Source organism: Ruegeria sp. HKCCSP346, from assembly GCF_017872595.1.
Lineage (GTDB): Bacteria > Pseudomonadota > Alphaproteobacteria > Rhodobacterales > Rhodobacteraceae > Ruegeria.
The window spans coordinates 747,676-772,364 of the sequence record NZ_JAEDOT010000001.1 but is presented as its reverse complement, the minus strand read 5'-3'; the positions used below and the strand labels follow the sequence as shown (position 1 = coordinate 772,364).

Annotated in this window: 25 protein-coding genes and 1 tRNA gene; 17 read left to right on the top strand and 9 right to left on the bottom strand. The window is 58.2% G+C overall.

Going from position 1 to position 24,689, the window contains the following annotated elements; translation table 11 throughout:
• Positions 1-75: 75 nt before the first annotated feature.
• The 6 genes from I9185_RS03855 to I9185_RS03830 all read right to left on the bottom strand — a co-directional run bounded on the left by I9185_RS03855 (position 76) and on the right by I9185_RS03830 (position 5,789).
• Complete coding sequence (locus I9185_RS03855; RefSeq protein ID WP_210092389.1) at positions 76-1,059, bottom strand: VWA domain-containing protein; 984 nt, start codon at positions 1,057-1,059, stop codon at positions 76-78.
• Positions 1,059-1,532, bottom strand: coding sequence for a DUF4381 domain-containing protein (locus I9185_RS03850; RefSeq protein WP_210092388.1), 474 nt, complete (start codon positions 1,530-1,532; stop codon positions 1,059-1,061). Before I9185_RS03850 ends, I9185_RS03855 begins: the two co-directional genes overlap by 1 nt.
• Entirely contained in the window at positions 1,529-2,476 is a 948-nt protein-coding gene (locus tag I9185_RS03845; RefSeq protein ID WP_210092387.1) for a DUF58 domain-containing protein, read from the bottom strand. The genes I9185_RS03850 and I9185_RS03845 overlap by 4 nt, the downstream gene beginning before the upstream one ends.
• 17 nt (positions 2,477-2,493) lie before the next feature.
• Positions 2,494-3,471, bottom strand: coding sequence for a MoxR family ATPase (locus tag I9185_RS03840; RefSeq protein WP_210092386.1), 978 nt, complete (start codon positions 3,469-3,471; stop codon positions 2,494-2,496).
• Positions 3,472-3,587: 116 nt separating this feature from the next.
• Entirely contained in the window at positions 3,588-4,700 is a 1,113-nt protein-coding gene (locus tag I9185_RS03835) for an acetoin utilization protein AcuC (protein ID WP_210092385.1), read from the bottom strand.
• A gap of 3 nt (positions 4,701-4,703) precedes the next feature.
• Positions 4,704-5,789 carry an AI-2E family transporter gene (locus I9185_RS03830; RefSeq protein ID WP_171723233.1) on the bottom strand — a complete coding sequence of 362 codons (1,086 nt, stop codon included), beginning with the start codon at positions 5,787-5,789 and terminating at the stop codon, positions 4,704-4,706.
• Between the two features lie 159 nt (positions 5,790-5,948).
• Here I9185_RS03830 and I9185_RS03825 point away from each other — a divergent pair, with 159 nt between their 5' ends.
• The 3 genes from I9185_RS03825 (at position 5,949) to I9185_RS03815 (ending at position 8,992) form a co-directional block, all read left to right on the top strand.
• On the top strand, positions 5,949-6,815 hold the full coding sequence (locus I9185_RS03825; protein ID WP_210092384.1) for a YihY/virulence factor BrkB family protein: 867 nt from the start codon (positions 5,949-5,951) through the stop codon (positions 6,813-6,815).
• Entirely contained in the window at positions 6,812-8,713 is a 1,902-nt protein-coding gene (locus I9185_RS03820) for a cytochrome c3 family protein (protein WP_210092383.1), read from the top strand. The genes I9185_RS03825 and I9185_RS03820 overlap by 4 nt, the downstream gene beginning before the upstream one ends.
• An 87-nt stretch (positions 8,714-8,800) precedes the next feature.
• Positions 8,801-8,992 carry a hypothetical protein gene (locus I9185_RS03815; RefSeq protein WP_171723236.1) on the top strand — a complete coding sequence of 64 codons (192 nt, stop codon included), beginning with the start codon at positions 8,801-8,803 and terminating at the stop codon, positions 8,990-8,992.
• Here I9185_RS03815 and I9185_RS03810 read toward each other — a convergent pair.
• Complete coding sequence (locus tag I9185_RS03810) at positions 8,989-9,711, bottom strand: RlmE family RNA methyltransferase (RefSeq protein WP_171632325.1); 723 nt, start codon at positions 9,709-9,711, stop codon at positions 8,989-8,991. The genes I9185_RS03815 and I9185_RS03810 overlap by 4 nt on opposite strands.
• Positions 9,711-10,823: a Ppx/GppA phosphatase family protein gene (locus tag I9185_RS03805; RefSeq protein ID WP_171115826.1), complete on the bottom strand. Its 1,113-nt coding sequence runs from the start codon at positions 10,821-10,823 to the stop codon at positions 9,711-9,713. Before I9185_RS03805 ends, I9185_RS03810 begins: the two co-directional genes overlap by 1 nt.
• A 180-nt stretch (positions 10,824-11,003) precedes the next feature.
• Between I9185_RS03805 and I9185_RS03800 the strand changes: the two genes are divergently transcribed.
• From I9185_RS03800 to I9185_RS03775, 6 genes are all read left to right on the top strand, one after another.
• Positions 11,004-12,890 (top strand): PhoX family phosphatase, encoded by a 1,887-nt coding sequence (locus I9185_RS03800; protein WP_210092382.1) that lies wholly within the window; start codon positions 11,004-11,006, stop codon positions 12,888-12,890.
• Positions 12,891-13,138: 248 nt separating this feature from the next.
• Positions 13,139-13,435, top strand: a complete 297-nt coding sequence (locus tag I9185_RS03795; RefSeq protein ID WP_117868895.1) for a virulence factor — start codon at positions 13,139-13,141, stop codon at positions 13,433-13,435.
• 25 nt (positions 13,436-13,460) lie between these two features.
• Positions 13,461-14,387 carry a methylenetetrahydrofolate reductase gene (locus tag I9185_RS03790; RefSeq protein ID WP_171328330.1) on the top strand — a complete coding sequence of 309 codons (927 nt, stop codon included), beginning with the start codon at positions 13,461-13,463 and terminating at the stop codon, positions 14,385-14,387.
• 9 nt (positions 14,388-14,396) lie between these two features.
• Complete coding sequence (locus I9185_RS03785; protein ID WP_171632332.1) at positions 14,397-15,458, top strand: methyltetrahydrofolate cobalamin methyltransferase; 1,062 nt, start codon at positions 14,397-14,399, stop codon at positions 15,456-15,458.
• A gap of 126 nt (positions 15,459-15,584) precedes the next feature.
• Positions 15,585-16,412: a polyphosphate kinase gene (locus tag I9185_RS03780; protein WP_171632335.1), complete on the top strand. Its 828-nt coding sequence runs from the start codon at positions 15,585-15,587 to the stop codon at positions 16,410-16,412.
• 70 nt (positions 16,413-16,482) lie between these two features.
• Positions 16,483-16,556 (top strand) — tRNA-Gly (locus I9185_RS03775).
• 124 nt (positions 16,557-16,680) lie between these two features.
• Here the strand turns inward: I9185_RS03775 and I9185_RS03770 are convergent.
• Positions 16,681-17,703, bottom strand: coding sequence for a LacI family DNA-binding transcriptional regulator (locus I9185_RS03770; RefSeq protein ID WP_171632337.1), 1,023 nt, complete (start codon positions 17,701-17,703; stop codon positions 16,681-16,683).
• A 134-nt stretch (positions 17,704-17,837) separates the two neighbouring features.
• Here I9185_RS03770 and I9185_RS03765 point away from each other — a divergent pair, with 134 nt between their 5' ends.
• The 8 genes from I9185_RS03765 (at position 17,838) to I9185_RS03730 (ending at position 24,641) form a co-directional block, all read left to right on the top strand.
• A complete protein-coding gene (locus I9185_RS03765; RefSeq protein WP_171115836.1) occupies positions 17,838-18,023 on the top strand; it encodes a hypothetical protein in 186 nt (61 codons plus the stop codon).
• Between the two features lie 23 nt (positions 18,024-18,046).
• Positions 18,047-19,192, top strand: coding sequence for a TRAP transporter substrate-binding protein (locus I9185_RS03760; protein ID WP_210092381.1), 1,146 nt, complete (start codon positions 18,047-18,049; stop codon positions 19,190-19,192).
• 111 nt (positions 19,193-19,303) lie between these two features.
• Entirely contained in the window at positions 19,304-19,816 is a 513-nt protein-coding gene (locus I9185_RS03755; protein WP_171115839.1) for a TRAP transporter small permease, read from the top strand.
• A gap of 11 nt (positions 19,817-19,827) precedes the next feature.
• Positions 19,828-21,156 (top strand): TRAP transporter large permease, encoded by a 1,329-nt coding sequence (locus I9185_RS03750; protein WP_152458037.1) that lies wholly within the window; start codon positions 19,828-19,830, stop codon positions 21,154-21,156.
• A gap of 12 nt (positions 21,157-21,168) precedes the next feature.
• On the top strand, positions 21,169-22,476 hold the full coding sequence (gene hisD, locus I9185_RS03745) for a histidinol dehydrogenase (protein WP_171632344.1): 1,308 nt from the start codon (positions 21,169-21,171) through the stop codon (positions 22,474-22,476).
• Complete coding sequence (locus I9185_RS03740) at positions 22,469-23,230, top strand: SDR family oxidoreductase (protein ID WP_171723241.1); 762 nt, start codon at positions 22,469-22,471, stop codon at positions 23,228-23,230. Before hisD ends, I9185_RS03740 begins: the two co-directional genes overlap by 8 nt.
• A complete protein-coding gene (locus I9185_RS03735) occupies positions 23,227-24,207 on the top strand; it encodes an alcohol dehydrogenase catalytic domain-containing protein (protein WP_210092380.1) in 981 nt (326 codons plus the stop codon). Before I9185_RS03740 ends, I9185_RS03735 begins: the two co-directional genes overlap by 4 nt.
• A 23-nt stretch (positions 24,208-24,230) precedes the next feature.
• Positions 24,231-24,641 carry a universal stress protein gene (locus I9185_RS03730; RefSeq protein ID WP_171115849.1) on the top strand — a complete coding sequence of 137 codons (411 nt, stop codon included), beginning with the start codon at positions 24,231-24,233 and terminating at the stop codon, positions 24,639-24,641.
• Positions 24,642-24,689: the final 48 nt, after the last annotated feature.

Here is a 24,689-nt window from a genome sequence, read left to right as displayed (position 1 = left end):
ACCACAACACAAGGATGGGGATGAGAAGCAGCAGGTAATAGCCTCGGATAAAATGAAAATCAGCCAGATCCATCGTCAGACGGCCCCCTGGTGTCGCTGTGAGAAATGGAACCAAGTCATGCTGACCATGATGACGATCAGCGCGATGAGTAACGGAATATGGGCAAGGCTTTGCTTGGGGCGATAGCTTTGCGTTTCCACCATTCTGGGGTTCTGAGAGTCAATGCGTGCGTAAGTTTGTTCAAGGGCCGTTGCATCGTCGGCAAAGAAATATTCTCCGCCCGTGCGATCGGCTATGTCCTTCAATGCCTGAAGATCGACACGGTCTTCGCCCGTGGCATTCGGGTCTCCGACACCAATCGTATAGACAACCACGTTCTTTTCCGCAGCAATGGCCGAAGCATTGACGGGTGTCATGCGACTGGACGTATCGGCGCCATCGCTGAGGACAATCATCAGGCGCTGGTCAACCTCGCTGGATTCAAAGGTTCGAATGCCAAGCCCGATCGCATCGCCCAAAGCCGTGTTCGGACCTGCCATGCCAACTTGAGTTTGGTCTAGGAACCCATTCAAACTGTTCAGATCTTCCGTGAAGGGGGCTTGAATGAAGGCGCGTGTTCCAAAGATGATCAGCGCCATCCTGTCACCATCTCTTTCAGAGATGAACTGCCTGAGAACCTCTTTGACCGCCTCCAACCGTTGCATCGGGGCACCGGATCCGGTCCGGAAGTCGCGCTGATCCATCGAGCCAGAGATATCCAGCGCCAAAACCACATCGCGGGCAGATTTTTCCATCACGAGGGGATCGCCCAGACGTTCCGGACGCGCCAGCGCCAGAACCAGAAGTATCCAGATCAAGGCGGCGCTGGCTGTTTGCAGCCGGGCCCGGGTTCGGATCATTGACCCGGACTGCGGCTCGACGCCAGCCGCCTGGGCCACGCGGCGAAAAAACGGAATGCGAATGGACACGGTTGTTTCCCGCCGGGGCGGAGCAATGGCGTAAACCAGCAGCGGCAGCGGCAAAAGCAGAAACACCCAGGGCGCAGAGAAGGAAAACATCACGCTCCCCGATACCGTTTGTGGGACTTGACCCAATGCCGCGCAAGCTGGGTCAAGGCGCGGTTTGGCGGCAGGTCCTTGTACGGCGCGTCGATCAGCGTTTGCCCAATGTCTGATAAAAAGGACTTGTCATCAGAGGTTTGCGAAAGGAAATTCAACCAGTCATCCCCGTGAATCCCTGCAACCTGCCTGCGTGGATATGCAACCAAAGCGGTGCGGCGAAGGATTTCGCCAACTTTTGCCGACGTGATATCCGGGTCTGCAAGCTCGGCCAGCGCATGGCGGCGATACGCGTTCGCCCGCCTTCGCCGGATGAAAAAAACACTGACCAGTACGGCAAGGCCAAGCAGTATGACGGCCAGCGCCAACCACCCCCATGTCTGCGGAAACATCGAAACAAGCGTGGGTTCCGGTGCCGGCTCGAGCATATTCAGCAGATCAACCAGAGATTTCCCTGTCGTGTCGATGCTCATTTCTGCCCCCTGCGATGTCCGAACAGATACAGCAACTGATCCAGGGCAGGTTCCGCGGTCGTCAATGGAACAACCGGAAAGCCGTATCGACGGGACCATGTGTGCAGGTGGTCCAACCTGTCTTCCATGGATTTGCGAATTTTGCCGGACAATTCGGGGTCGGCGCTGTCGATTTCGATCTGGTCGCGCCCGTCCGAGACCGTGAGTTTCAGATCGGGCGCCAGCTCCTTGGCTGTCTTGTCAGCGATATTGAACACGATCAGATCGTTTGAGACCGCAATGCGGCGCAGCAGGGATTCCGATTTCTCGTCAAGCCCGTCGCAGTCGGAAAACAGGCAAACCAGCCCGTTGGTTTGGGTCATACGCGCGGCTTCCGACAACATGTCATTCAAAGTTACGATGGGTTGCGGGTTCAAGGCAGCATGCGAGGCCGAATTGGCAGCCCCGATGGAAGACAGAAACCGCATGAGCGCCGCCGCGCGGCGCTGCGGCCTGTGTTCAGCAACGCTTGTGTCGTTGAATACCAGACCACCGACACGATCGCCCTGACCAAGAACGCGATGCGCGGTGATTGCGGCAGCTTCGGCGGCGATGACCGATTTCATGTAGACTTCGGTTCCGAAAAACATCGAAACGCGCTGATCAACCAGCAACAGGGCAGGGCGGTCTCGTTCCTCGGTATAGACCCTAACATGGGGCTCACCGGTTCGCGCCGTGACTTTCCAGTCAATTGTTCGGATGTCGTCGCCCGGTTGGTAGTTGCGCAACTCCTCGAAATTCAGGCCGCGTCCGCGCAGGCGTGATGCGTGTCTGCCATTCAGGATCGAGCGGGCAGGCTGACGTGGTAAAAAGCTCAGGGCACGGGAATGCAGTTCCAGACGCAACAGGTGATCCGCATCGACGTGAATGCGGGGATCATCGGGATATGCTGAGGATCGCTGCACCCGGCCAACCCTAACAGTCAGGGCAGCGCGACGAGACGCAGGATTTCCGCGATCACGTCATCTGCCGTTTTGGCGTTCCCCTGCGCCTCGAAGCTCAGCGTGATGCGGTGACGGAACACGTCATGTGCAATGGCTCGAATATCCGCAGGGTCCACATAGTCACGCTGGTTCATCCACGCATGCGCCCGACCGCATTTGTCCAGTGCCAATGAGGCACGCGGGCTGGCACCGATTTCGATCCAGCTGGCCAGTTCTTCGCTGAGCGCCGCAGGCGTCCGGGTCGCCTGAACCAGATCGGCCATATAACGATCCATTGCATCCGAAACATGGATCTGCCCGATTTCCGAACGCGCTGCAAAAACGGCATCTTGCGGGATTGTCGGTGGTGGCTCGCTTGACGCGCCTTTCCCGGCGGCGATCTCTTCGCCCCGCACCAGCCGGATCACTTCAACCTCGTCCTCGACCGGTGGATAGGTGATCTGAACATGCATCAGGAACCGGTCCATCTGCGCTTCGGGCAGAGGATAGGTGCCTTCTTGTTCAATAGGGTTCTGGGTTGCCATCACGATGAACAGCGGTTCCATTTTGTGGGTGGTCCCGGAAACCGTGACCTGCCGTTCTTCCATCGCCTCCAACAATGCGGCCTGAACCTTGGCCGGTGCCCTGTTGATTTCGTCAGCGAGGACGATATTGGCAAAGATCGGCCCGGGTTCGAACCGAAAGGTGCCGCCTTCGTCAGTTTGTTGAAACACTTCGGTTCCCGTCACGTCTGAAGGCAGCAGATCGGGCGTGAACTGGATCCTGCTGAAGTCTGCATCCAGATTGCGCGCCATCGCCTTGACTGCACGTGTTTTGGCCAATCCGGGCAGACCTTCGATCAGAAGGTTTCCGTTGGCCAGCATGCCGATAAGCAGTCGGTCGATGACCTCGGTTTGCCCGATGATGGACTGGCCCATGCGGGCCTTGAGATCAAGTATCTGATTAAGTGCATTCATGGGTGGTGGTCCAATCGGTGCCAAGCTGGAAGAAACGAATTGATAGCGGAACAGGGGGTAAGCCGGTCAGGAATATCCCGAAATATCGGAATGCTAACAGGCTTTTGCGGACCGATCTACCGTGAATGCCTGGCGGTGAGGTGGCGCAAATCGTTCCTCAGTTCCTGTCGTATGGGCCCGGTGTTGGGCGCGTCGCGCAAACTGTCCAGCCAGTGGGGGTGAGGCGCCTGTCCCGCGGCCCTGCTCCAGGTCAGATCCCGCAGGATTTTCTGTGCACCTACGTCAAGTGTGTCAGGAATTTCGAAATCACTCAGGGTGGCCCAGACGCCGCTCCACAAGCGCCCTACGGACCAGGGATTGTATCCGCCGCCACCCAGAACCAGAAAACGAGGCGAAAGAGGCTTCAGCGCCGCCACCGTTCGCCAATGCGCGTTGTTGGACAGGGTCAAACGCGAAAGCGGGTCCTCGGCCACGGCGTCGGCCCCGCATTGCAGGACAATCGCCTGCGGTTTGAACGCTTCGGTCGCAGGCAGGATCAAGTGATCCAGAATGGCGGCGAATTCGTCGTCGTTCAGATGTCGTGGAACCGGCAGGTTGAAGGCCGCGCCACCGGCGTCTTCCTCAAGTTGACCCGTGAACGGCCATCGACGCGTTTCATGGACCGAGATCATCCGAACTCTGTCCGACCCGTGAAACGCAAGTTCAACCCCGTCGCAATGATGGGCGTCGATGTCGACATAGACCACGCGATCCAGGCCAGCGCTCAAAAGGGTCTGTATCGCCAGAACCGGGTCGTTCAGATAACAAAACCCGTTCGCCCGGTCCGCAAGGCCATGGTGGGTGCCGCCCGCAGGGTTGAAAACGATCCCTCCATCCCGGATCAGTTCGGCGGCCAGCATGGACCCACCGGCGGCGGTTGCCGGCCGCCGGTACATCTCGGCGAAGACCGGGTTCGACAGAGTCCCCAAACCGTATTTATCCCGTATTTCGTCCGTGACGTGCTGGTCCGCTTCGGCCTTTTGCAGGGCGGCGATATAGTCCGGCGTATGAAACCTTTCCAATACACTTGGCTTTGCGCAGGGGCTGACGCGGTAGTTCTCGGGGGTCAACCATCCCAGTTCGCGACACAGATCGATGACGGTTGACACCCGCGGGATGGCCAGCGGATGTTTTGAACCGTAGGTCGAGTTGCGGTAGATATCCGATCCGATGAACAGGGGGCGTTTCATGACCTAGCTTGCTGCGGCCTGACTGTTGTCCTCGCCCAACCTGCCATCCAGTGACATCAGTATGGCGACGGGCCGAAGGGCCGGGATGTGGCTGAACACGATCAGGATGCATACGGTCAGAGGTACGCTCAGAAACGCACCGATCAGTCCCCAGACCGTTGTCCAGAAGGTCAGGGCCAGAATGACAAGAAAGGTCGACATGTTCAGGGATCGGCCAAGCATGGCCGGATCAAGGAAATTGCCGATCAGGAATTGGATCGTACCACATCCCAGCACGATCACCAGGAAGGGGATGATCGTTTCGAATTGAACAAGCGCGATCATGGCCGGAAAAAGCACCGCTATGATCGAACCGATCGAGGGGATGAAGTTCAGGGCAAAGGTCAATACGGCCCAGGTTTCCGCGTATTCCAGACCAAGCGAGCGGAAAACCGTATAGCTGATCGTTGCCGTTATCAGGCTGATCAGGGTTTTGACGCCGACATAGCGCTGCAAGCTGACCGAAATCGCATCGAGCATGGCGGAAAACTCTGCTGCGGCGACGGGGTTTCCGGCGGCCAGTTGGATCTTTTTCCGAAAGGCCAGTCGTTCGGCCATCAGAAAGGCGACATAAAGGCTGATCAGGAAGAACTGGTTCAACAATGAGGTGGCACTGCCCAGCAACACGCGTGCGACATAGGACATGTCGATACTGACCAGATTGTCACGAATGAAGGTGGTCACGTCGTTGCCGACCAGCCCCGTTACACGCTCGACCGCACCGTCAAACTGGTTTTCATAGGTGCTGATGGATCGTGCAAACTGTGTCGCCTGACTGCCCAGCACGTACATGATCATGAACAAACCGGCCAGAACGACAGTCACACCGGCAATATTGGCCAGCCAGACCGGAGCGCGGGTCAGGGCGACGACGCGATCGCTCAGCGCGATGATCAATACATTGACCAACAGCGCCATGGCCAGCGGGATCAGGAAGTTCGCACCGGCATAGAGACCCAGCACGATCAGGGTCGCGATGATGCATGTATCCCGGACAACGGACAATCGAAGCTTGGGTCTAACCGTGATGTCTTTTTGATCCGGGGTCATTCGGTATCCTGTATCTGGCCCATTTCCCGTCCTGCGCCGCCCAATCCTGCACGCGAGGTCTTGTTTATGCAATGCGTTCAGGCGTTTGTTGGCCCTCATTAGCCAAATAGATTATCACGACGGGTTCTGTGTTCTATTTCGGCAGGTTAGGGTTGCAGCATGACAACTGCCGCGAATCCCTTGTTTGGCCGACCTGTTCAGGCGCTTTGGCTGTCGATCCGCCGGTTCAGCAGAAAGAACGGTTTTGTCATGAGCAGCCATGTGGCCATGTCGCTGATGATGGCGCTGTTTCCCTTTGTGCTGTTCACCGTGGCGCTGGCAGGGGCGTTGTCTCAAGGCTATGTCACAGATGAGTTGATCGACCTGATTTTCGGAGCGTGGCCCAAGGACGTTGCAGATCCGATCGTGGCCGAACTGCGGGCCGTTCTGGCCGGATCCGGCTCGGGTGTCATCACCTTGGGGGGGCTGCTGGCGATTTACTTTGCCTCCAACGGCGTGGCTGCCGTACGTGCAGCCATTAATCAGGCCTACCACGACGAAGACAGTTGGCCGTTCTGGAAAACCCGGCTGCTCTGTCTGGTGCTGGTTATTCTGGGCGGGTCGGCCATTCTGATCATTGCCGCGGTCGAGGTGGTTTTGCCGGTCTATACGAAACTGGTGGCTGAACACACGGAGGTTGCCGTGGCCAACTGGTTTTCCGTGGATCGCCTGCGCTGGACGTTCACCGTGGCGGTTCCTGCGGGTACCGTTCTTCTGGCGCATCTCGTGCTGCCGACCCGCAGGCACAGCTTGACGCAAATCCTGCCCGGCGTCTTGTTGACTTTGGTCTTGTGGGCTGCCGGTGGGTGGGCGTTTTCAATTTATATCAGCCAGTTCGCCACCTACAGCGCCACCTATGCTGGATTGGCGGGGGCCATGGCGGCATTGATTTTCCTGTATCTCTATTCGGCGATCCTGATCTTGGGGGCCGAATACAACGGTGCATTGATTGACCTGCAAAAAGCCGCCGAAGGAGATACGGCATGAGATTTGCCCTGATACTGGCCTGCCTTGCAATTGCTGGTGAAGTTCAGGCGCAGACGCCAGAATATGTGGGCTCAGACCAGTGTACCGATTGTCATCAACAAGAAGCCGAAGCCTGGGCCGCGTCACACCATGCGCTGGCCTGGACAGACCCTTCTGACGGCGCTGTTGTGGCGGATTTCGACGGTACCCGGTTCGATCATGACGGGATGTCCGTCCAGTTCAAAAATGAGGCTGGCAGCTTCACCGCTAGTGTAACGGAGAAAGACGGTGCAACGACGGAATATGACGTGCATTCCGTCGTTGGAATCGAACCCTTGCAGCAATACCTTTTCGAAACCGAACCGGGCCGGTTGCAAAGTTTCGACGTGGTTTGGGACATAGAGCAAAAGCGCTGGTATCACCTGTACCCTGATCAGGACCTGCCGCCTGATGACGGGTTACATTGGACCGGCCCTTACAAGAACTGGAACGCGCGCTGCGCCGAATGTCATGCCACGGGTTTTGAGAAGAACTACGACCCTCAAACCAGAAGCTACACGTCACAACAGGTCGAAATCGGGGTCGGGTGCGAGGCCTGCCATGGGCCGGGGTCCGCACATCTCGATTGGGTCCGGGAACGGGGTTCTTCAGATGGCCTGGCCAATGCCGGCTTTTTGTTGAGTTGGGGCAAGGGGCGGACCGAAGAAGAAATACAGCAATGCGCCGGATGTCATTCCCGGCGCGAGGCGCATGGCAACGGAAACCCGGTTCCGGGAACCCCGTACCATGATGCTTATAATCTGGCCGTGCTGCGCCCCGGTTCATATCATCCCGACGGGCAAATTCTGGATGAGGTTTACGTCTACGGCTCGTTCCTGCAATCCCGGATGTACGCGCAGGGCGTCGGATGCATGAACTGCCACGAACCACACAGCGCAGACTTGAAAGCCGAAGGAAACGGGGTTTGCACACAGTGCCATTCGCCTGCCGGAAATCCGGAATTCGCAACCCTTTCCGCAAAGGACTATGACACGCCTGCGCATCATAATCACCCGGAAAACAGCGAAGGCGCCCAGTGCAAAAGCTGCCACATGATCGAGCGGACCTACATGGGTGTCGACGGTCGACGCGATCACAGTTTTCGCATACCGCGACCGGATCTTGGGCTAGGCGTTGATGCCTGCACGGACTGCCATCAAGACCAGGATCAGGCCTGGGCCGCAAGCCAGATAGAGGGCTGGTTTCCGAGATCGCCAAATCGACGCCCGCATTATGGGACAGTTTTCAAAGCCGCGGCCGAAGGGCAGCTCGACACGCCCGAAGGTTTGCTTGCCGTCGCAATGGATGCGTCGCAGCCCGGGATCGTCAGAGCGACCGCCGCTTATCTGTTGCAACCGTTTGGGTCGCCACAGATCGCCGCTGACACAGCGCCGCTTTTGCAGGACGTTGATCCGCTGATACGAGCAAATGCAGCGGCGCTGCAACGTCAGGCCAGCCCGGCAGATCAGGTGCGCAGGCTCGAGCCGTTGTTATCTGATCCTCTGCGAAACGTGCGCATCGCCGCCGCCAAAGAGTTCCTGAGCATACCGCCGCAGGGCTTGACGGCTGAGCAGCGGGCCAAGCTTGGGCAGGGCATGTCGGAATGGCAGCAGGTCATTTCGAACAGGTTGGACGCCCCGGAAACCCATCTTGTTCTGGGGGGCATGGCTTTGACGCTTCGCAACGCGCAGGCGGCGGAACAGGCGTTCAGAGAGGTCGTGACGCTGGACCCGCAGAGGGCAGAGGCGTGGCCGATGTTAGTGCAACTGGCGCAGATCAATCGTGGCCCGGAAGCTGCGCGCACAGTGCTGCAAGAGGCGCTGGACAGGTTGCCGGATGATCCGAACCTGCTGCAATTGTCGCAACAGTTTGGGCGCTGACCCGGCACATCCGTGCCCGAATTCTTTCATTTTGACGGCAGAATTCCTTGTTACAGCCAAGAACAAAGTGCTGATCCGAGGTGAGCCATGTCCAACGATGCAACAATGCGGAAGATGCCGGGTTCAAGTTCGGTGTCACTAGCCCAGCGCATCGAAGACCTGCGCAACCGGGAACCATCATACGTTACGCACGGAGATACGCTGATGTTGCAGGGAATGGCTGTCACGTCCTTGCGTGAACAGCGTCTGAGCGGAAATCTTATCCGGCTAGATGATTAAGAGCCGCCTCGAAACCCGGTTGCCACAACGAATTTTTCCGAACTGTCCGAGCGAGACGCCGGCGGTTTGACATGGGCGACTTTCTGGAATTTCTGCTTGAGCAACTTTTGCAGATCGCCCTCAGCCCCCCCAGCCAGAACCTTGGCAACAAAAGTGCCGCCTTCTTCCAGAACGTCAAAGGCGAAATAGGCGGCAGTTTCGCACAGCGCCATGATGCGCAGGTGATCGGTCTGCTTGTGCCCCGAAGATGCCGCCGCCATATCCGACATCACGACGTCTGCCTTGCCGCCCAGCCAGTCTTTGACCTTCTGGTCGGCGTCATCCTCCATGAAATCCAGAACGTGGATTTCGGCCCCGGCGATTGGTTCGACCTCTTGCAGGTCGATGCCCAGCACGGTTCCGATCCGTTTGCCTGACTTTTCGCCCAGCGCGTTCACGCGTTTGACCGCAACCTGACACCAACCGCCGGGCGCACAGCCCAGATCCACAACCCGCGCCCCAGGCACGAGAAAGCGGAATTTGTCGTCCAGTTCCAAAATCTTGTAAGCTGCGCGCCCCCGATAGCCTTCGGACTGCGCACGCTTGACATAGGGATCGTTCAGTTGCCGCTCGAGCCAGCGCGTCGAGCTGAGCTTGCGCCCGCGCGCCGTCTTGACCTTGACCTTCAGGTCGCGCTGCCCGCGGCCCGAGTTGTTTTTTCCACTTGGTGTCTTCGCCATTAGAACGGTCCGTCTTCCAATACACCGTCCGCGCTCATCTGTGCGTAAAGCAGACCTTCGCGCAGCCCCCGGTCCGCCACCGAAAGGCGGTCAGTGGGCCAGCAACGGAGCAATGCCTGCAATATGGCCGAGCCGGACATGATCAGGGCTTGCCGGTCTTCACCAATGCGAGGGTCCCGGCGCCGCCCATGAGGGCCGAGTTCTAAATACCCGCGTATGACTTTGTCAATCTGATCGCTGGTCATGCGCAGCCCGTCCACTTTGGTCCGGTCATAGCGCTTGAGGCCCAGATGCGATGCCGCGACAGTAGTGACCGTGCCACTGGTGCCGACGATCTGAAACCCTTCGCGCGCCTGTTCGTCCTTGTAGGGGGCAAAGTCGGCAAGGTTTTCCTCGAAAAACCAACTCATCAACGCAAATCGGGCCGCGTCATCCTCAACATCATTGAACTGGTCCCGCAGTGTGGCGACGCCCAGCGGTACGCTGATCCAGTCAACGACCTTGGCGGCTGGAAAAGGGCTGTCGACAGTGTGAAACCCGTGATGCAGCCGCATGATGGCCGCGGGTCGGTCGCGGCGTGGAACGGACGAGATGTCGATCCAGACCAATTCGGTCGAGCCGCCTCCGATATCGACGACCAGCAACTGCTCGGTCTTGGTCGAAACCAGTGGGGCACAGGAAATCACCGCCAGACGGGCTTCTTCCTCGGGCTGTATGATCTCGAGCGTCAGGCCGGTTTCGCGCTTCACCTGTCGGATGAATTCGCGCGAGTTCTTGGCGCGGCGGCACGCCTCGGTCGCGATCAGACGCATCCGTTTGACCTTGTTGCGTTTCAGCTTTTGCTGACAGATTCGCAATGCCTGAACGGTACGCGACATCGACGCCCGCGACAGTCGTCCGGTGCGTTCCAGACCCGCGCCCAACTGCACGGATTTGGAGAAACTGTCGACCACATGGAACCCACTTCCCTTGGGCTGGGCTATCAACATGCGGCAACTATTTGTCCCCAGATCCAGTGCCGCATAAAGAGCATCCGGATCGGGTCTTGCCGGCGCGGGGCTTTCGACCGCTTTCGGGAACGCGCCCGCACCTTTGGGACGCTTGGGCGCCATCTTTACGCCCTCCGATTTTCGAGTTACCCCGACCCTAGGCGGGGGATTGCTGACGTGCAAGTGATTTCAATTTTGAAATTAACGCGCGTGTCACATGCCGTTCACAAAATGATGCGATCTCCATGGGCGAACCCACGTTCGGGTTTATCAATTAGCTCTCAGCCAGATACGGAGACCGCAATGAAAGATGAGCGCATCCTTTCCTTCGACGAATTCGATGAAGTCGTAAATCCGCGCCCAGAAGAATGTGAATTTGATCGCGTTGTCGAACGCGCATTGTCCCGTCGCGGTTTTCTTGGCGGCGTTTTGGCGATGGGTAGTTTCACAGCTGTTGGTGGTTCGCTGATTCCTTCAGGGGCTCACGCGGTTTCGAACCGTTTCGCGTTTGAGGCGATTCCAGTGTCGACCGCGGACGAGGTCATTGTTCCCGCTGGTTACAAGGCCGAGGTCATGGTGCGCTGGGGCGATCCGCTTTGGTCGGACGCGCCAGAGTTCGATCACGCGACCCGGGGCACAGCTGCCAGCCAGGAACGCGCCTTTGGTGACAATACCGATGGTCAGGACATTTTCTTGCATGACGGTCACGTTCTGCTGGTTGTAAACAACGAATATACCAATCGTGACATCCTGTGGGGCAACAATCCGGACGCCAAGCCAGCATCCGATGACGACATCGCAAAGGGCATGATGGCGCATGGTGTCACGATCGTGGAAATCGCGAACACCGATGGCAAGTGGGGGATCGTTAAGGACAGCCCCTATAACCGCCGCGTTACACCGCAGACCGAAATGTCCATTACGGGTCCGGCCGCCGGTCATGACTTGATGAAAACGGCCGCCGATCCGTCCGGCACGACGTGCAAGGGAACATGGAACAATTGCGGAAATGGCGTGACACCGTGGGGCACGTATCTGGCTTGTGAAGAAAACTTCAACGGCTACTTCTCGGCCGAAGACGAAAATCACGAGGTCAATGCTGATCTGAAACGTTATGGCGTATCGTCAAAAGACTGGGGTTACGGTTGGGCCAAGATTGATGACCGGTTCGACGTCTCGAAAAACCCAAACGAACCGAACCGTGCTGGTTTTGTGGTTGAGATCGATCCGACTGATCCAACCTCGACTCCGCGAAAACTGACCGCTCTGGGACGCTTCAAGCACGAAAACGCCGAAGTCATAGTGAACAATGACGGTCGCGTGGTCGTTTACATGGGTGATGATGAACGCGGCGAGTTTCTTTACCGCTTTGTCTCGGAAGGTGTTTATGCCGCTGGTGTGGACACAAACGCGCTGTTGGAACAAGGCACACTTTCGGTTGCCAAGTTCAACGACGATGGAACCGGTGAGTGGCTAGATCTGACGCCGGAAAGCACTGGCATGGCCTCGCAGGCCGAGATCAGCATCCACACCCGTCAGGCTGGTTCGGCGGTTGGAGCAACCACCATGGATCGTCCCGAGTGGGTTGCGGCTAATCCAAACGCGCCCGAGGTTTACTGTTGCTTGACTAACAACAAGAACCGTGGCGTTAAGCCGAATGCAGGGGGAGACGATACCTCGGCCAACGGCCCGAACCCGCGTGACAAGAACCACTACGGTCAGATCGTTCGCTGGCGCCCGGATGGCGGCGATCATGCTGCGGCTGGCTTTGGCTGGGATCTGTACGTGCTTGCAGGCAATCCCACCGTCCACCAAGACGCCTATGCCGGATCCGAGAACGTGAACGCCGACAATATGTTCAACTCACCCGACGGATTGAAGTTCGACAGCAACGGCTTGCTGTGGATTCAGACCGATGGCAATTATGGCAACGAAGGTGACTTCGCCGGGCAGGGCAACAACCAGATGCTGGCAGGCGACCCTGTCACCGGCGAAATCCGTCGTTTTCTGGTTGGCCCCAACGAATGCGAGGTCACCGGTCTCAGCTGGTCACCGGACCGTCGTACGATGTTTGTCGGTATTCAGCACCCGGGCGAAGACGGCAACAGCCACTGGCCTGAAGGCGGGGACTCGGTGCCGCGCTCGGCCATTATCGCCATTACGCGCGAAGATGGCGGTTTGGTCGGCTAAGGCCATTTGCTCCATCAATTCTTGCCTCGGACGGTTTTTACCGTCCGGGGTTTTTCTTTTTCATGCAGCGCTTTCATAGAGACGATGAGAATTTTGATATGCGCGTTTTGCCAGAAACTGGGTAAAAGCCACGTACACCGCAGTGGGCACAAAACGTCGCTTGGAAAGCGTCGTGTGTCGAAAATCGACCGACCCAGGCCTACATTGAAGTTTAGAACCGGCCCATCGGGTTAGGAGGAATCACAGCAATGCCTGACGTCACCATCGTGTATTGGCGCGACATTCCCGCTCAGGTCATCGTCGGCAAAGGCCGTCGGGGCGCAAAGCGGCAGTTGGAAGAACGGTTTGAACAAGCCATCGACCGTGCGGCCATGAAGGTGAACGCCAAGGACAGTGATGCCTATCTGGCCGAATGGCGCAAAGCCGAACCTTTCGCGGTCGAAGGCGATCCTGCCGAGATTGCCGAAGCCGAGGCTGTGCGTTTGGAAACGGAATACGATCAGGACCGCGTCAAAGCGCTGATCGCAAATGACGGTTGGGCATGAGCCCCAGACTTTATGGGAGGCCGAAATGGCTTTGCTGAACTTCAAGAAACGTGATGCGGTCGAAAGCGGCCCAGTAAATCCGACCGTCGAAGCCTTTTTGCAAGGCTATTCGATCGAGGTCATGCCGCGTACCGCCGAAAAGGTCGACGATTTCCGCGCGCTGCTGCCCGAGGGTACACGCGTTTATATCGCCCATATCGAGGGCACGCCCATCGAAGACATGGTCAAGACGGCCAAGCGAATTGCGGCGGAAGGTTACCCTGTCATGCCGCATTTTCCGGCACGCATCATCAAGGATGCGGCGACGTTGGAGAACTGGATCGCCATGTATCAGGGCGAAGCAGGCGTTGAACAGGCGCTGTTGCTGGCGGGCGGTGTCGCCAACCCGCACGGCGAGTTCGACAGCTCGATGCAGCTGCTGGAAACCGGTCTGTTTGACAAGGCGGGCTTCAAGCGCCTGCACGTGGCGGGTCACCCCGAAGGCAACAAGGACATCGACCCGGACGGTTCGACCAAGAACGTCGATGACGCGTTGCGCTGGAAGCAGAAGTTCAACGAGACCACGGATGCCGAAATGGCGCTGGCAACACAGTTCGCCTTTGACGCCAAGCCGATCATCGCCTGGGCCGACAGCCTGAAAGAAGCGGGCATCGATCTGCCGATCCATATCGGAATCGCGGGTCCAGCCAAGCTGCAAACCCTGATCAAGTTCGCCATCGCGTGTGGCGTTGGGCCGTCTCTGAAGGTTCTGCAAAAGCGCGCCATGGATGTCTCCAAGCTGTTGCTGCCCTATGAGCCGACCGATGTCGTGACCGAACTGGCCAACCACAAGGCGGCCAACCCGGATTTCAACATCACGAACGTGCACTTCTTCCCGCTGGGCGGGATCAAGACCAACGCCAACTGGGCGATCAATAACGGCGGCGCTTCGGCAAAGCCTGTAAACTCCTAAGGAACGGACATGACCCGAACAGTCGTAGAATCAAAAACAAAAACAGCCGTCCTGGGCTTTGATGAACCGTTCTGCGTGATCGGTGAGCGGATCAACCCGACCGGCCGCAAGAAACTGGCCGCCGAGCTGGAAGCCGGCGACTTTTCGACCGTTGAGAAAGACGCCATTGCTCAGGTAGCGGCTGGCGCGACCGTTCTGGATATCAATGCGGGCGTTGTCTACAACTCGAACCCCAACCCGAACGAGACCGAACCACCGCTGATGCGCAAGATCGTCGAGCTGGTGCAGGGTCTGGTTGACGTGCCGCTGTGTATCGACTCGTCGGTTCCGGGCGCGCTGGAAGCCGGTCTTGAGGCGGCTGAAGGTCGTCCGCTGCTGAATTCGGTCACCGGTGAAGAAGAACGTCTGGAACTGGTTCTGCCGCTGGTCAAAAAGTACAACGTACCGGTCGTGGCGATCTCGAACGATGACACTGGTATTTCGGAAGACCCCGATGTGCGCTTTGACGTCGCCAAGAAGATCGTCGAACGCGCTGCCGATTTCGGCATCCCTGCACATGACATCGTGGTTGACCCGCTGGTCATGCCCATCGGTGCGATGGCGACCGCCGGTCAGCAAGTATTCGCGCTGGTCCGTCGTCTGCGCGAAGAACTGGGCGTGAACACCACCTGCGGAGCGTCCAACATCTCGTTCGGTCTGCCGAACCGTCACGGCATCAACAACGCGTTCCTGCCGATGGCGATGGGCGCGGGCATGACCTCGGCCATCATGAACCCGGTGGCTCTGCCGGTGACGCAGGCAAAAATCGCCGAGAAAAAAGAGGCCGTTGCCGCGGCGGGCATCATCCTGCCCGAAGGCATGGATGACGAGGCGTTCGTGCAGATGTTCGGCCTGGGCTCCACCAAGCCGCGCGCCGGCAAAGAGATGGAGGCCATCCGCGCCGCCAACCTGCTGACCAACAACGACCCGCATGGCGGCGAGTGGATCCGGTTCAACAAAGCACCGGACGAAGCGGGTGCCGCAGGACCCGTAGGTGGACGTCGCGGTGGTGGCCGTCGGCGCCGCGCCTGATCTGAACGACACAGACTGCAAAGGCCGGGCTCAGCGCCCGGCCTTTTGCATTTGACCCTGATCAATGTCGAATTTGCAGAAGGTTTCAGAATACCCTGATCCAGGATGCATTGATCAGGTGGCAGCATGAGCAAACATCACCCCCCAAAACTCTCGGATGCGGATCTGACCAGGAAACTGAACAAAAAGGTCTACTTCGATCAGCTGATCAAGTTGCAGACACGATTGGCGAGAATTCAGCAAGCTTATCTGTTTCACGGGCTCAAGGGCGTGTTGGTTTTCGAAGGGTGGGACGCTGCCGGAAAAGGGGGGACCATTCGCCGGATTAGTCAGGCCCTGGACCCGCGCAGCTTCAAGGTTTGGCCGATCGGTGCGCCCCGGAACTACTATCTCAACCGGCATTATCTGTTGCGTTTCTGGGAACGCCTGCCGCCTTCGGGTGCGATTTCCGCTTTCGACCGCAGCTGGTATGGCCGAGTTTTGGTTGAGCGGATCGAAAAGCTGACCCCGGAAACACGCTGGCGGGCCGCGTATCAGGAAATCAATGATTTCGAACGAATGCTGGTCGATGACGGGACTCGAATCGTGAAACTGTTCTTCCACATTTCACAGGAAGAGCAGATGCGCCGATTTACCGAACGGCTGACCAACCCGATGAAACGCTGGAAGCTGACTTATGAAGATTTCAGAAACCGCGAAAAATGGGATGTCGCAGAGGTGGCCGTGGATGAAATGCTGGCACGGACGTCTACGGAAGTTGCCCCTTGGCACGTGATCCCGTCCAACAACAAGAAATATGCCAGGATTACGGCCATGAAGGCTATTGTCGAGGCGTTTTCGGAAGGGGTTGATCTGAACCCCCAGCATCTGGATCGCCGTACTTTGGAAGCAGCGGGCAAGACCTTGGCCGTCGACCAGTCCCTGATTGACAGCCTGCGGGCCCGAACCGAGTAAGAACCCGAAAAAGGTTGGTTACGATCCGGGTTGAACGTCTGGATGTTCTGGTGTTATTTCATCTGACAAGGCGGGTATGATGTAATGGTAGCCTGTCAGCTTCCCAAGCTGAACGCGCGGGTTCGATTCCCGCTACCCGCTCCAGTTCGGACTGTAAGGCTTTGTTAATTAATCAAAAAGGTGACGTTGCGTGGCTTAGCCACCGCCTTTACGGATCTAGCTGGCACGTGTTTCCACGGATCTGCTCAACGGGCTTGCAAAGCCGGTTCTAGCTGTTGAGGCCAAGCAAGGACTCTCTGCCAACTATGTGCGTCGGCAGTTCAACAGATTTGCCCGGTGCGTTGGATTCGATCATCTGAATCAGCGCCTGAGCAGCCTTGCGTCCCATGTCACGATGAGGAACATGGACAGTTGTCAGCGCAGGGGCGACAATGCGCGCTAGCTCGATATCATCAAATCCGGTGATCGATACATCTTCGGGCACCCGAAGTCCCATCTGCTGAGCTTGCCGTACCGCACCGACGGCCAGAACGTCGTTGCCGCACAACACCGCGGTCGGCGGGTTGTCATTCGACATGAGACGCTTGAACGCATCGGCGCCGTTTTCAATCTCGTACGAGGTTTCGATCACGGCCAGTTCATCCTGCGACAGTCCATGTCGGGACATCGCGTCTTTTATCCCCTGGATCCTAAGACGCGCACGGTCGTTGCCTTTGCTGATGCCTGAAATCGTTGCCAGGCGTGTGTGGCCCAATTCGATGATCTTGCTTGTCAAAGCCTCCATCGCCCGTCTGTTGTCAAACCCGACGGACGGTATTGGTTCGTCTGGCAGGAAAGACCACGCTACAAGGGCCGGCACTTTTCGCTTTTCGAGATAGTCGTAGATTTGTACGTCCCGGTCATGCCCGATCAGCAACAGCCCGTCCACGCCCCGCGCAACCAGCGTTCGGATCTGATCTTCTTCTGCGGCCGGCTGGTAGGCCGAGCTGGAGACCAGCAAGGTGTAGCCCTGTTTGTGGATCTCCTCTTGAAACGCCTGCAACCCCCTTGCGAAGATTGCATTTTCCATCGTCGGAATTATCGCACCTATCGTGAAAGAACGCCGTGCAGCCATCACTCGGGCTGCAAAGTTCGGCGTGTAGCCAAGGGTGTCTACGGCAGACAGAACACGTTTCCGCGTTGCCTCGACCACCTGTTGCGGGGTGTTCAGGCACCGTGACACGGTGGCAGTTGAAACGCCTGCTGCCTTGGCAACGTCATCCAGCGTCGGTGCGGACCGATGTTTTGACATTCTCGAACTCTCAATTCCGGTTCGCCTAAGTTAGTCGCATTTTTCCAGGGATGAAAGCGTTTATGTAAGCGCTTGCATTTGTGATGTAAGCGCTTACAAAGGTATCTGAGCCGATTCTGAAGGGAGTCCCGGAAATGTATCTCGCTGCATCAGTCATCGTTTTTGCGATCTATTTCGCAAATGTCGCTTTGGGTGCTTTTGCGAGCAGCGCGTTTCTTGGCGACGTTGGAGAGATGTTGGTTCTGTTCGCGGCTTCGATCCTGTTCGTTGTCGCAATTCTGAAAAAGGAAGCTGACCGGGACGCACAAGACGGCAGCTGAACTTTTGCTTGGGAGGGCAATTGATGAAAACCGACAAGACCGAACTGGCATCGGCCGAGCGCCGCAATTTTCTGAAAATGAGCGCCAGTGGCGCATTCACAGCCGCATTGGTCGCTGGGGCAGGGGGCGTTTTGTGGTCTTCCGAGGCCGCCGCGCAGACCGCGAAGGAAGAGAGCGAGCGTGAAAAGGCCGCAGATCACGTGATGACGGTGGCCACGGCTTATGTGCTTGGCGCGTCGCGCAGCTATCCGATCATGCAGCTAGACCTAAAGGAAAACATTCAGAACGCCACCAACGGCAAGGTCTATGTCAAACTGGCCCCCGGCGGTCAGCTTGGTGCAGGCGGCGCGCTGGTGCAGAAAGTGCAGGGCGGTACCATCCAGGCCGCGCAGCATTCGCTGTCGAATTTCGCGCCGTTCGCGTCGACAGTCGACTTGATCAACATGCCGTACCTGTGTGGCTCGAACCAGCGTTTCACCAACCTCGTCCATTCGGACACATGGAAAAGTGAGGTTCACCCCAAGGTCGAAGCGGCAGGGTTCAAGGCTCTGTTCTATGTTAACATCGACCCGCGGGTGGTTGCGGTTCGCCAGGGCGGCAATGCCGTGCTCACACCCGGTGATATGAGCGGGATCAAGTTCCGCGTGCCGGGATCGAAGATGCTGCAACAATACTACCGGATGGTCGGCGCCAACCCGACGCCCGTTGCCTGGGGCGAGACCCCCTCGGCCATCAAGCAGGGCGTTGCGGATGCGCTCGATCCTTCGGTTGGCGCGCTCTATGTCTTTGGGTTCAAGGACATACTCAGCCATGTGACCTTCACGCAGGCGGTGCCGGACAGCCAAGTTTATTCCTGCAACCTGGAATGGTTCAACTCGATGCCGGCTGATGTGCAGGAAGGCATCATGTGGGGGTCGGAAATGACCAGCCATCAGAACCTGTCCAAGGTTCCGTCGGCCCGCGCCTATGCCATGGCCGAGTTGAACAAGGCCGGGGTGCAGTTCCACTCGCTCAGTGACGACCAACTGGCGGAATGGCAGGATGCCGGCGGGTATCAGAACGCCGATTGGGATCCGTTCAAGACAGAACTGGCCGGATCGATGGAAAACTTCGAAAAGCTGGTCGAAGCCGCCGGTACGCAGGGCAAATACTACGTCCACGACGCCTAAGGCCCAAGCCGTGGGCGCCAGACAGGCGTCCACGAACTTTACTTTCAGTCAGCCCGACGACAACCCGCCACGTCAGGCGCGGGTCAGGCTGTCCCTGCGCCGGAGGATCAGATGACCATTCTTCAAAATATAGACCGAAACGCAGAGCGCTGGTTGCTGCTGGTGTTCTACGTGATGCTGGTGATTACCATGGCCATCGAAGTGCTGCGGCGCGAGATTTTTGCTTATTCGTCGATCTGGGGCGAGGAAATCGTTCGGTATTCCTTCATCTATCTGGCCTGGATCGGTGCCGCGGCTGCGGTGAAAGAGCGGGCGCATATCCGGATCGATGTGATCATGCATTACATCGGACCACGCCCCAAGGCGGTGCTGTATATTTTCGGCGATCTCGTGATGTTCGGCGTGGCGATCATCGCGCTCTACTGGTCGTATGAGGCGGTTCATGTCTCGGCCAAGTTCGGCTCGGTCACGGATGGTCTTCGGGTCTCGAAAGTCTGGTTCCTTATGGCGGTGCCCGCCGGATTCGCCCTGATGATATGGCGGCTGATCCAATCTTTCCTGCGTGACGTGAAATCGCTTCGGGACGGCACCCCCGTCTTCGAAGGCGACAAGCTGTTTGACTGAGGAGAACACGAATGCTTTGGAATTCCCTCAATCAAACCGTTGAACTGGGCTGGGACTTTTACCTGCCGGTGATCCTGTTCGTGGGCCTGATCGCCTTGGCCGTACCCGTTTGGGCCGCTATTGGAACAGCGGCGATCGTGATGCTGATCATGTCCGGTGATCTGCCCCTCAGCCTGGTCGGAGAAAGCCTGTTCACAGGTATCGACGCATTTGCCCTGACCGCTGTTCCGTTGTTCATTCTGACCGGAGACGTTCTGGTGCGGACCGGTCTGTCGCGCAAATTCCTGGACGTGGCCGAGGCGCTGACATGCTTTGCCAAAGGCGGGTTCGGGTCGGCCACGGTTCTGGTCTGCGGTATGTTTGCCGCGATTTCAGGGTCGGATGCTGCCGGGGCGGCTGCGGTGGGTCGCATGACCATCAACCGGCTGGTGGAAAGCGGATATCCGCGCCCCTATGCCTGTGCTCTGGTTGCGGCTGGTGCCTGTACCGGCATCCTGATCCCGCCTTCGATCGCCTATATCATCATCGGCCTCGTGCTGGGTATTTCCGCCTCGACCCTGTTCCTTGCAGCCTTGATCCCGGGTCTCGCCATCCTGGTGTCGATCCTGATCACCAACATCATCATGAACCGCCTTTATGCCTATGAGGGCGGCGGCATGATGACCATGGGGGAATGGCTGGCCAATCTGGGCAAGGCGCTGAAATCGGGCTGGTACGCGTTCATTGTGCCGGGGATCATCTTCTACGGCATCTTCTCAGGTCGCCTGACCCCGACTGAAGCCGGCGCAACGGCCGTTGTCGTCACTATAATCATGGGTTTTATCCTGCGCACCCTGACGCTGGCAGATTTTCCATCGATGCTGGTCAGTTCGGCCAAGGTGAACGGAGTCATCCTGCCGATCATCGCCTTCTCGGCACCTTTGGCCGAAGCACTTGCGATCATGGGTGTTCCGCAGGGGTTCGTGGCCTCGGTCACGTCGCTGACCGATGATCCCTATCTGTTGATCTTGCTGATGATCGGCATCCTGATCGCAGCAGGCTGCGTGATGGAGACAACGCCGAACATCGTGATCCTGGCACCAATCCTGAAACCGCTGGCCGACAATATCGGCATGAACGAGATTCAGTTCTGCATCATGATGATCACCGCGTTGGGTGTGGGCTTTATCACGCCGCCGCTGGGACTGAACCTGTTCGTCGTATCTGGCATTACCGGTGAGTCCATTCTGAAGATTGCCGCCCGGGCCGTTCCTTTCGTACTGACCATGCTGATCGTGGTGATCCTGATTGCCTACGTGCCTGCTGTGTCGACCACCCTGCTTCCTGAAATCTACCAATAGGACCTGCTGAAAATGCCTCGTGAATATTTGAAAAAGGCGACTCTCACCGCTCAATCGCATGCCTCTGAGGTGCACGATACGGTCAAGACCATCCTTGCCGACATCGAGGCGGGTGGCGACGATAAAGCACTGGAATATGCCCTCAAGTTCGACAAGTACGAAGGAAATGTCCTGATGACGCAGGACGAGATTGATGCGGCCATCGTGCAGGTGCCGGAAAAACTGAAGGCCGATATACGCTTTGCCCACGACAACGTCCGTCGCTTTGCCGAGACGCAGAAGGCCACCGTGTCGGACGTACAGATGGAGATCGTTCCCGGTTTTGTTGCGGGGCAAAAGGCGATCCCGGTGGATGCAGCAGGATGCTATGTTCCCGGTGGGCGCTACAGCCATATCGCCAGCGCGATCATGACAGTGACAACGGCCAAGGTCGCCGGGTGCCGCCATATCACGGCCTGTTCTCCGCCCCGTCCGGGTGAGGGCGTGGCGCCAGCGATTGTCTATGCCGCGCATATCTGCGGAGCCGACAGCATTCTGGCCATGGGCGGTGTGCAGGGCGTGGCCGCCATGACCTATGGTTTGTTCGGTTTGCCGCGCGCCAATATCCTTGTGGGGCCGGGAAACCAGTTCGTGGCCGAGGCCAAACGCATCCTGTACGGCAAGGTTGGTATCGACATGATTGCGGGTCCGACCGACAGCCTGATCCTTGCCGACAGTTCCGCGGACGCCCACGTGGTGGCAACCGATCTGGTCAGTCAGGCCGAGCACGGGTATAATTCGCCCGTCTGGCTGGTGACGGATGATCGCGACCTTGCGCAGAAAGTCATGGAGCTGGTTCCGGTTTTGATCGATGATCTGCCAGAGCTGAACCGGGAAAACGCCTCGGCCGCGTGGCGCGACTATGCCGAAGTCATTGTCTGTTCCGACCGCGAAGAGATGGCCGCCTGTTCCGATGAATATGCGCCCGAGCACCTTACGGTTCAGGCCGAGGATCTGGATTGGTGGCTGGATCGCTTGACCTGCTATGGTTCGCTGTTCCTGGGTGAGGAAACCACCGTGTCCTACGGGGACAAGGCAACCGGAACGAACCATGTTCTGCCGACTTCGGGTGCGGCCAGTTACACCGGCGGTTTGAGTGTTCACAAATACATGAAGATCGTCACCTGGCAGCGGGCTACACGTGAAGGATCGAAATCGATCGCAGAAGCTACCGCACGGATTTCCCGACTGGAAGGTATGGAAGGTCACGCTCGCGCAGCGGATGTGCGTCTGGCCAAGTATTTCCCGGATGAACAGTTCGATCTGACCGCTGATGGATGACCCGCGCACATTGTTTGACCTGACGGGCCGGGTGGCCTGTATCACCGGCGCCAGTTCGGGGCTGGGGCGGCAGGTGGCGCGGACACTTGCCGCGGCCGGCGCGCGTGTTGTCGGCGTGGCGCGGCGCGGCGACGCTTTGGCGCAGATGCAGGCTGAAATCGGCGAACACGCAGAAGCCGTTGTTGCTGATGTCGCGGATCGAGCCGGAATCGGCGGGCTGGTGCAGGTGATCAATTCCAAGTTCGGCGCACCGGATATTCTGGTGCACGCGGCCGGGGTCAACACGCGTGAGCCCGCCGACGAGGTGACACCTGATGGCTGGGATGCCACGCTTGCCCTGAACCTCAGCGCGCCGTTTTTCCTCAGCCAGGCGATGGTGCCCGAAATGAAGAAAAAGGGGTGGGGGCGCATCGTCAATTTCGCCTCGCTGCAAACGACGCGGGCCTTTCCGGGCGGCATTGCCTATGGGGCCACCAAGGCCGGGATCGCGCAATTGACCCGTGCCATGGCCGAAGCCTGGTCGCCCTTTGGCATTACCGCCAACGCAATCGGTCCGGGGTTCTTTCCGACCGAGCTGACCCAAGCCGTGTTTGACGACCCCCAGCGCGCGGAACGCAACGCCGCTCAAACCTGCATAGGGCGCAATGGGCGGATGCAGGATATCGACGGGCCGATCCTGTTTTTGTGCTCGAACGCGTCCGGCTATGTCACGGGGCAGGTTCTTATGGTTGATGGAGGGTTCACAGCCAAATGAAGGCACTGGTTTACCAAGGAGTGGAACAGATGGTGTTCGGTGATGTGCCGGATGCCGAGGCCGGTCCGTCCGAGCATTTGATCCGGATCGAAGCGGTCGGCATCTGCGGCTCGGACATGCACGCCTATCTGGGCCATGATGCCCGCCGTCCGGCTCCGCTGATCCTGGGGCACGAGGCGGCCGGTGTGATTTTTGACGGGATACGTGCCGGTGATCGTGTCACGATCAATCCGCTGGTAAGCTGCGGGCAATGCGCAGCCTGCCTTGCCGGCCGGGAAAACCTGTGCCCGGATCGCCAGATCATCTCGATGCCTCCGCGCGAAGGGGCGTTTGCTCAATACGTTACAATGCCTGCCAGCAATCTTGTTGAAGTACCTGAGGATGTTTCGTTTGCCAAAGCCGCGCTGGCGGAACCGCTTGCCGTCAGCTGGCATACGGTCCGGTTGGGGATCGAGGCTCTGCATCCTGCAATGGACCGTCGCGCACTGGTGATCGGCGGCGGGGCCATCGGCCTTGCGGCGGCATTGGTCTTGCGGGCAATGGGCGTTGACGATGTGACCATCGCGGAACCAAACCAGCTGCGTCGCAACTACCTGGCGAAAATCGAAAGCTTTGCGCTGGTGGAGTCAGCCAAAGGGACTTACCCGTTGGTCATAGATGCCGTGGGGTACGCTGCGACGCGGTCGGTTGCCTCGGCCAAGGCCGAACCGGGCGGCGTGATCGCGCATGTGGGTTTGGGTGAGGATACCGGTGGTCTGGATATTCGCCGGATGACCTTGCAGGAAATCACATTCATAGGGACTTACACATACACCACCAAAGACTTTCGCCAGACGGCTCAGGCGATCTTTGACGGGCGGCTGGGGGCTCTGGACTGGATAGAAGAACGCGCTCTGGCCGACGGAGCGCAAGCGTTTTGCGATATCCGGTCTGGCGCCGTGGCCGCACCGAAGATTATCCTGAGACCCTGGGGATAGAACTGACAGAACTGGAGACCTTCATGTACACGAAAATACTGGTCCCGTTAGCTTTGGATCACGGCATATCGCAACACACGCTGGAAATCGCACGGGCCTTGTCAGGAGAGGGCGCAGAAATAATTGCGCTGCATGTCTACGAGATGCCTCAGGGATCGGTCAGCGCCTATCTGGACAAATCGGTTGTCGCCGAAGGTTTCGAACGGGCCCGTTTGCAACTGTTGCAAAAAGTCGAAGGGCTTGAAGGGGTGACGGCCGAAATCGTCAAAGGCCATACCGCGCGGTCCATCATCGACTATGCCAGCAGCAAGGATGTCGACTGTATCGTAATCGGCTCGCACAAGCCGGACCTGAGCGACTACTTCCTGGGATCGACCGCTTCGCGCGTCGTCCGCCATGCCCCCTGTGCCGTACACGTGCACCGAAGGGCCTGAATTCCTCAATCGCGCGTCTAGCGCCCCAAACAGGACCAAAAGCTGGAT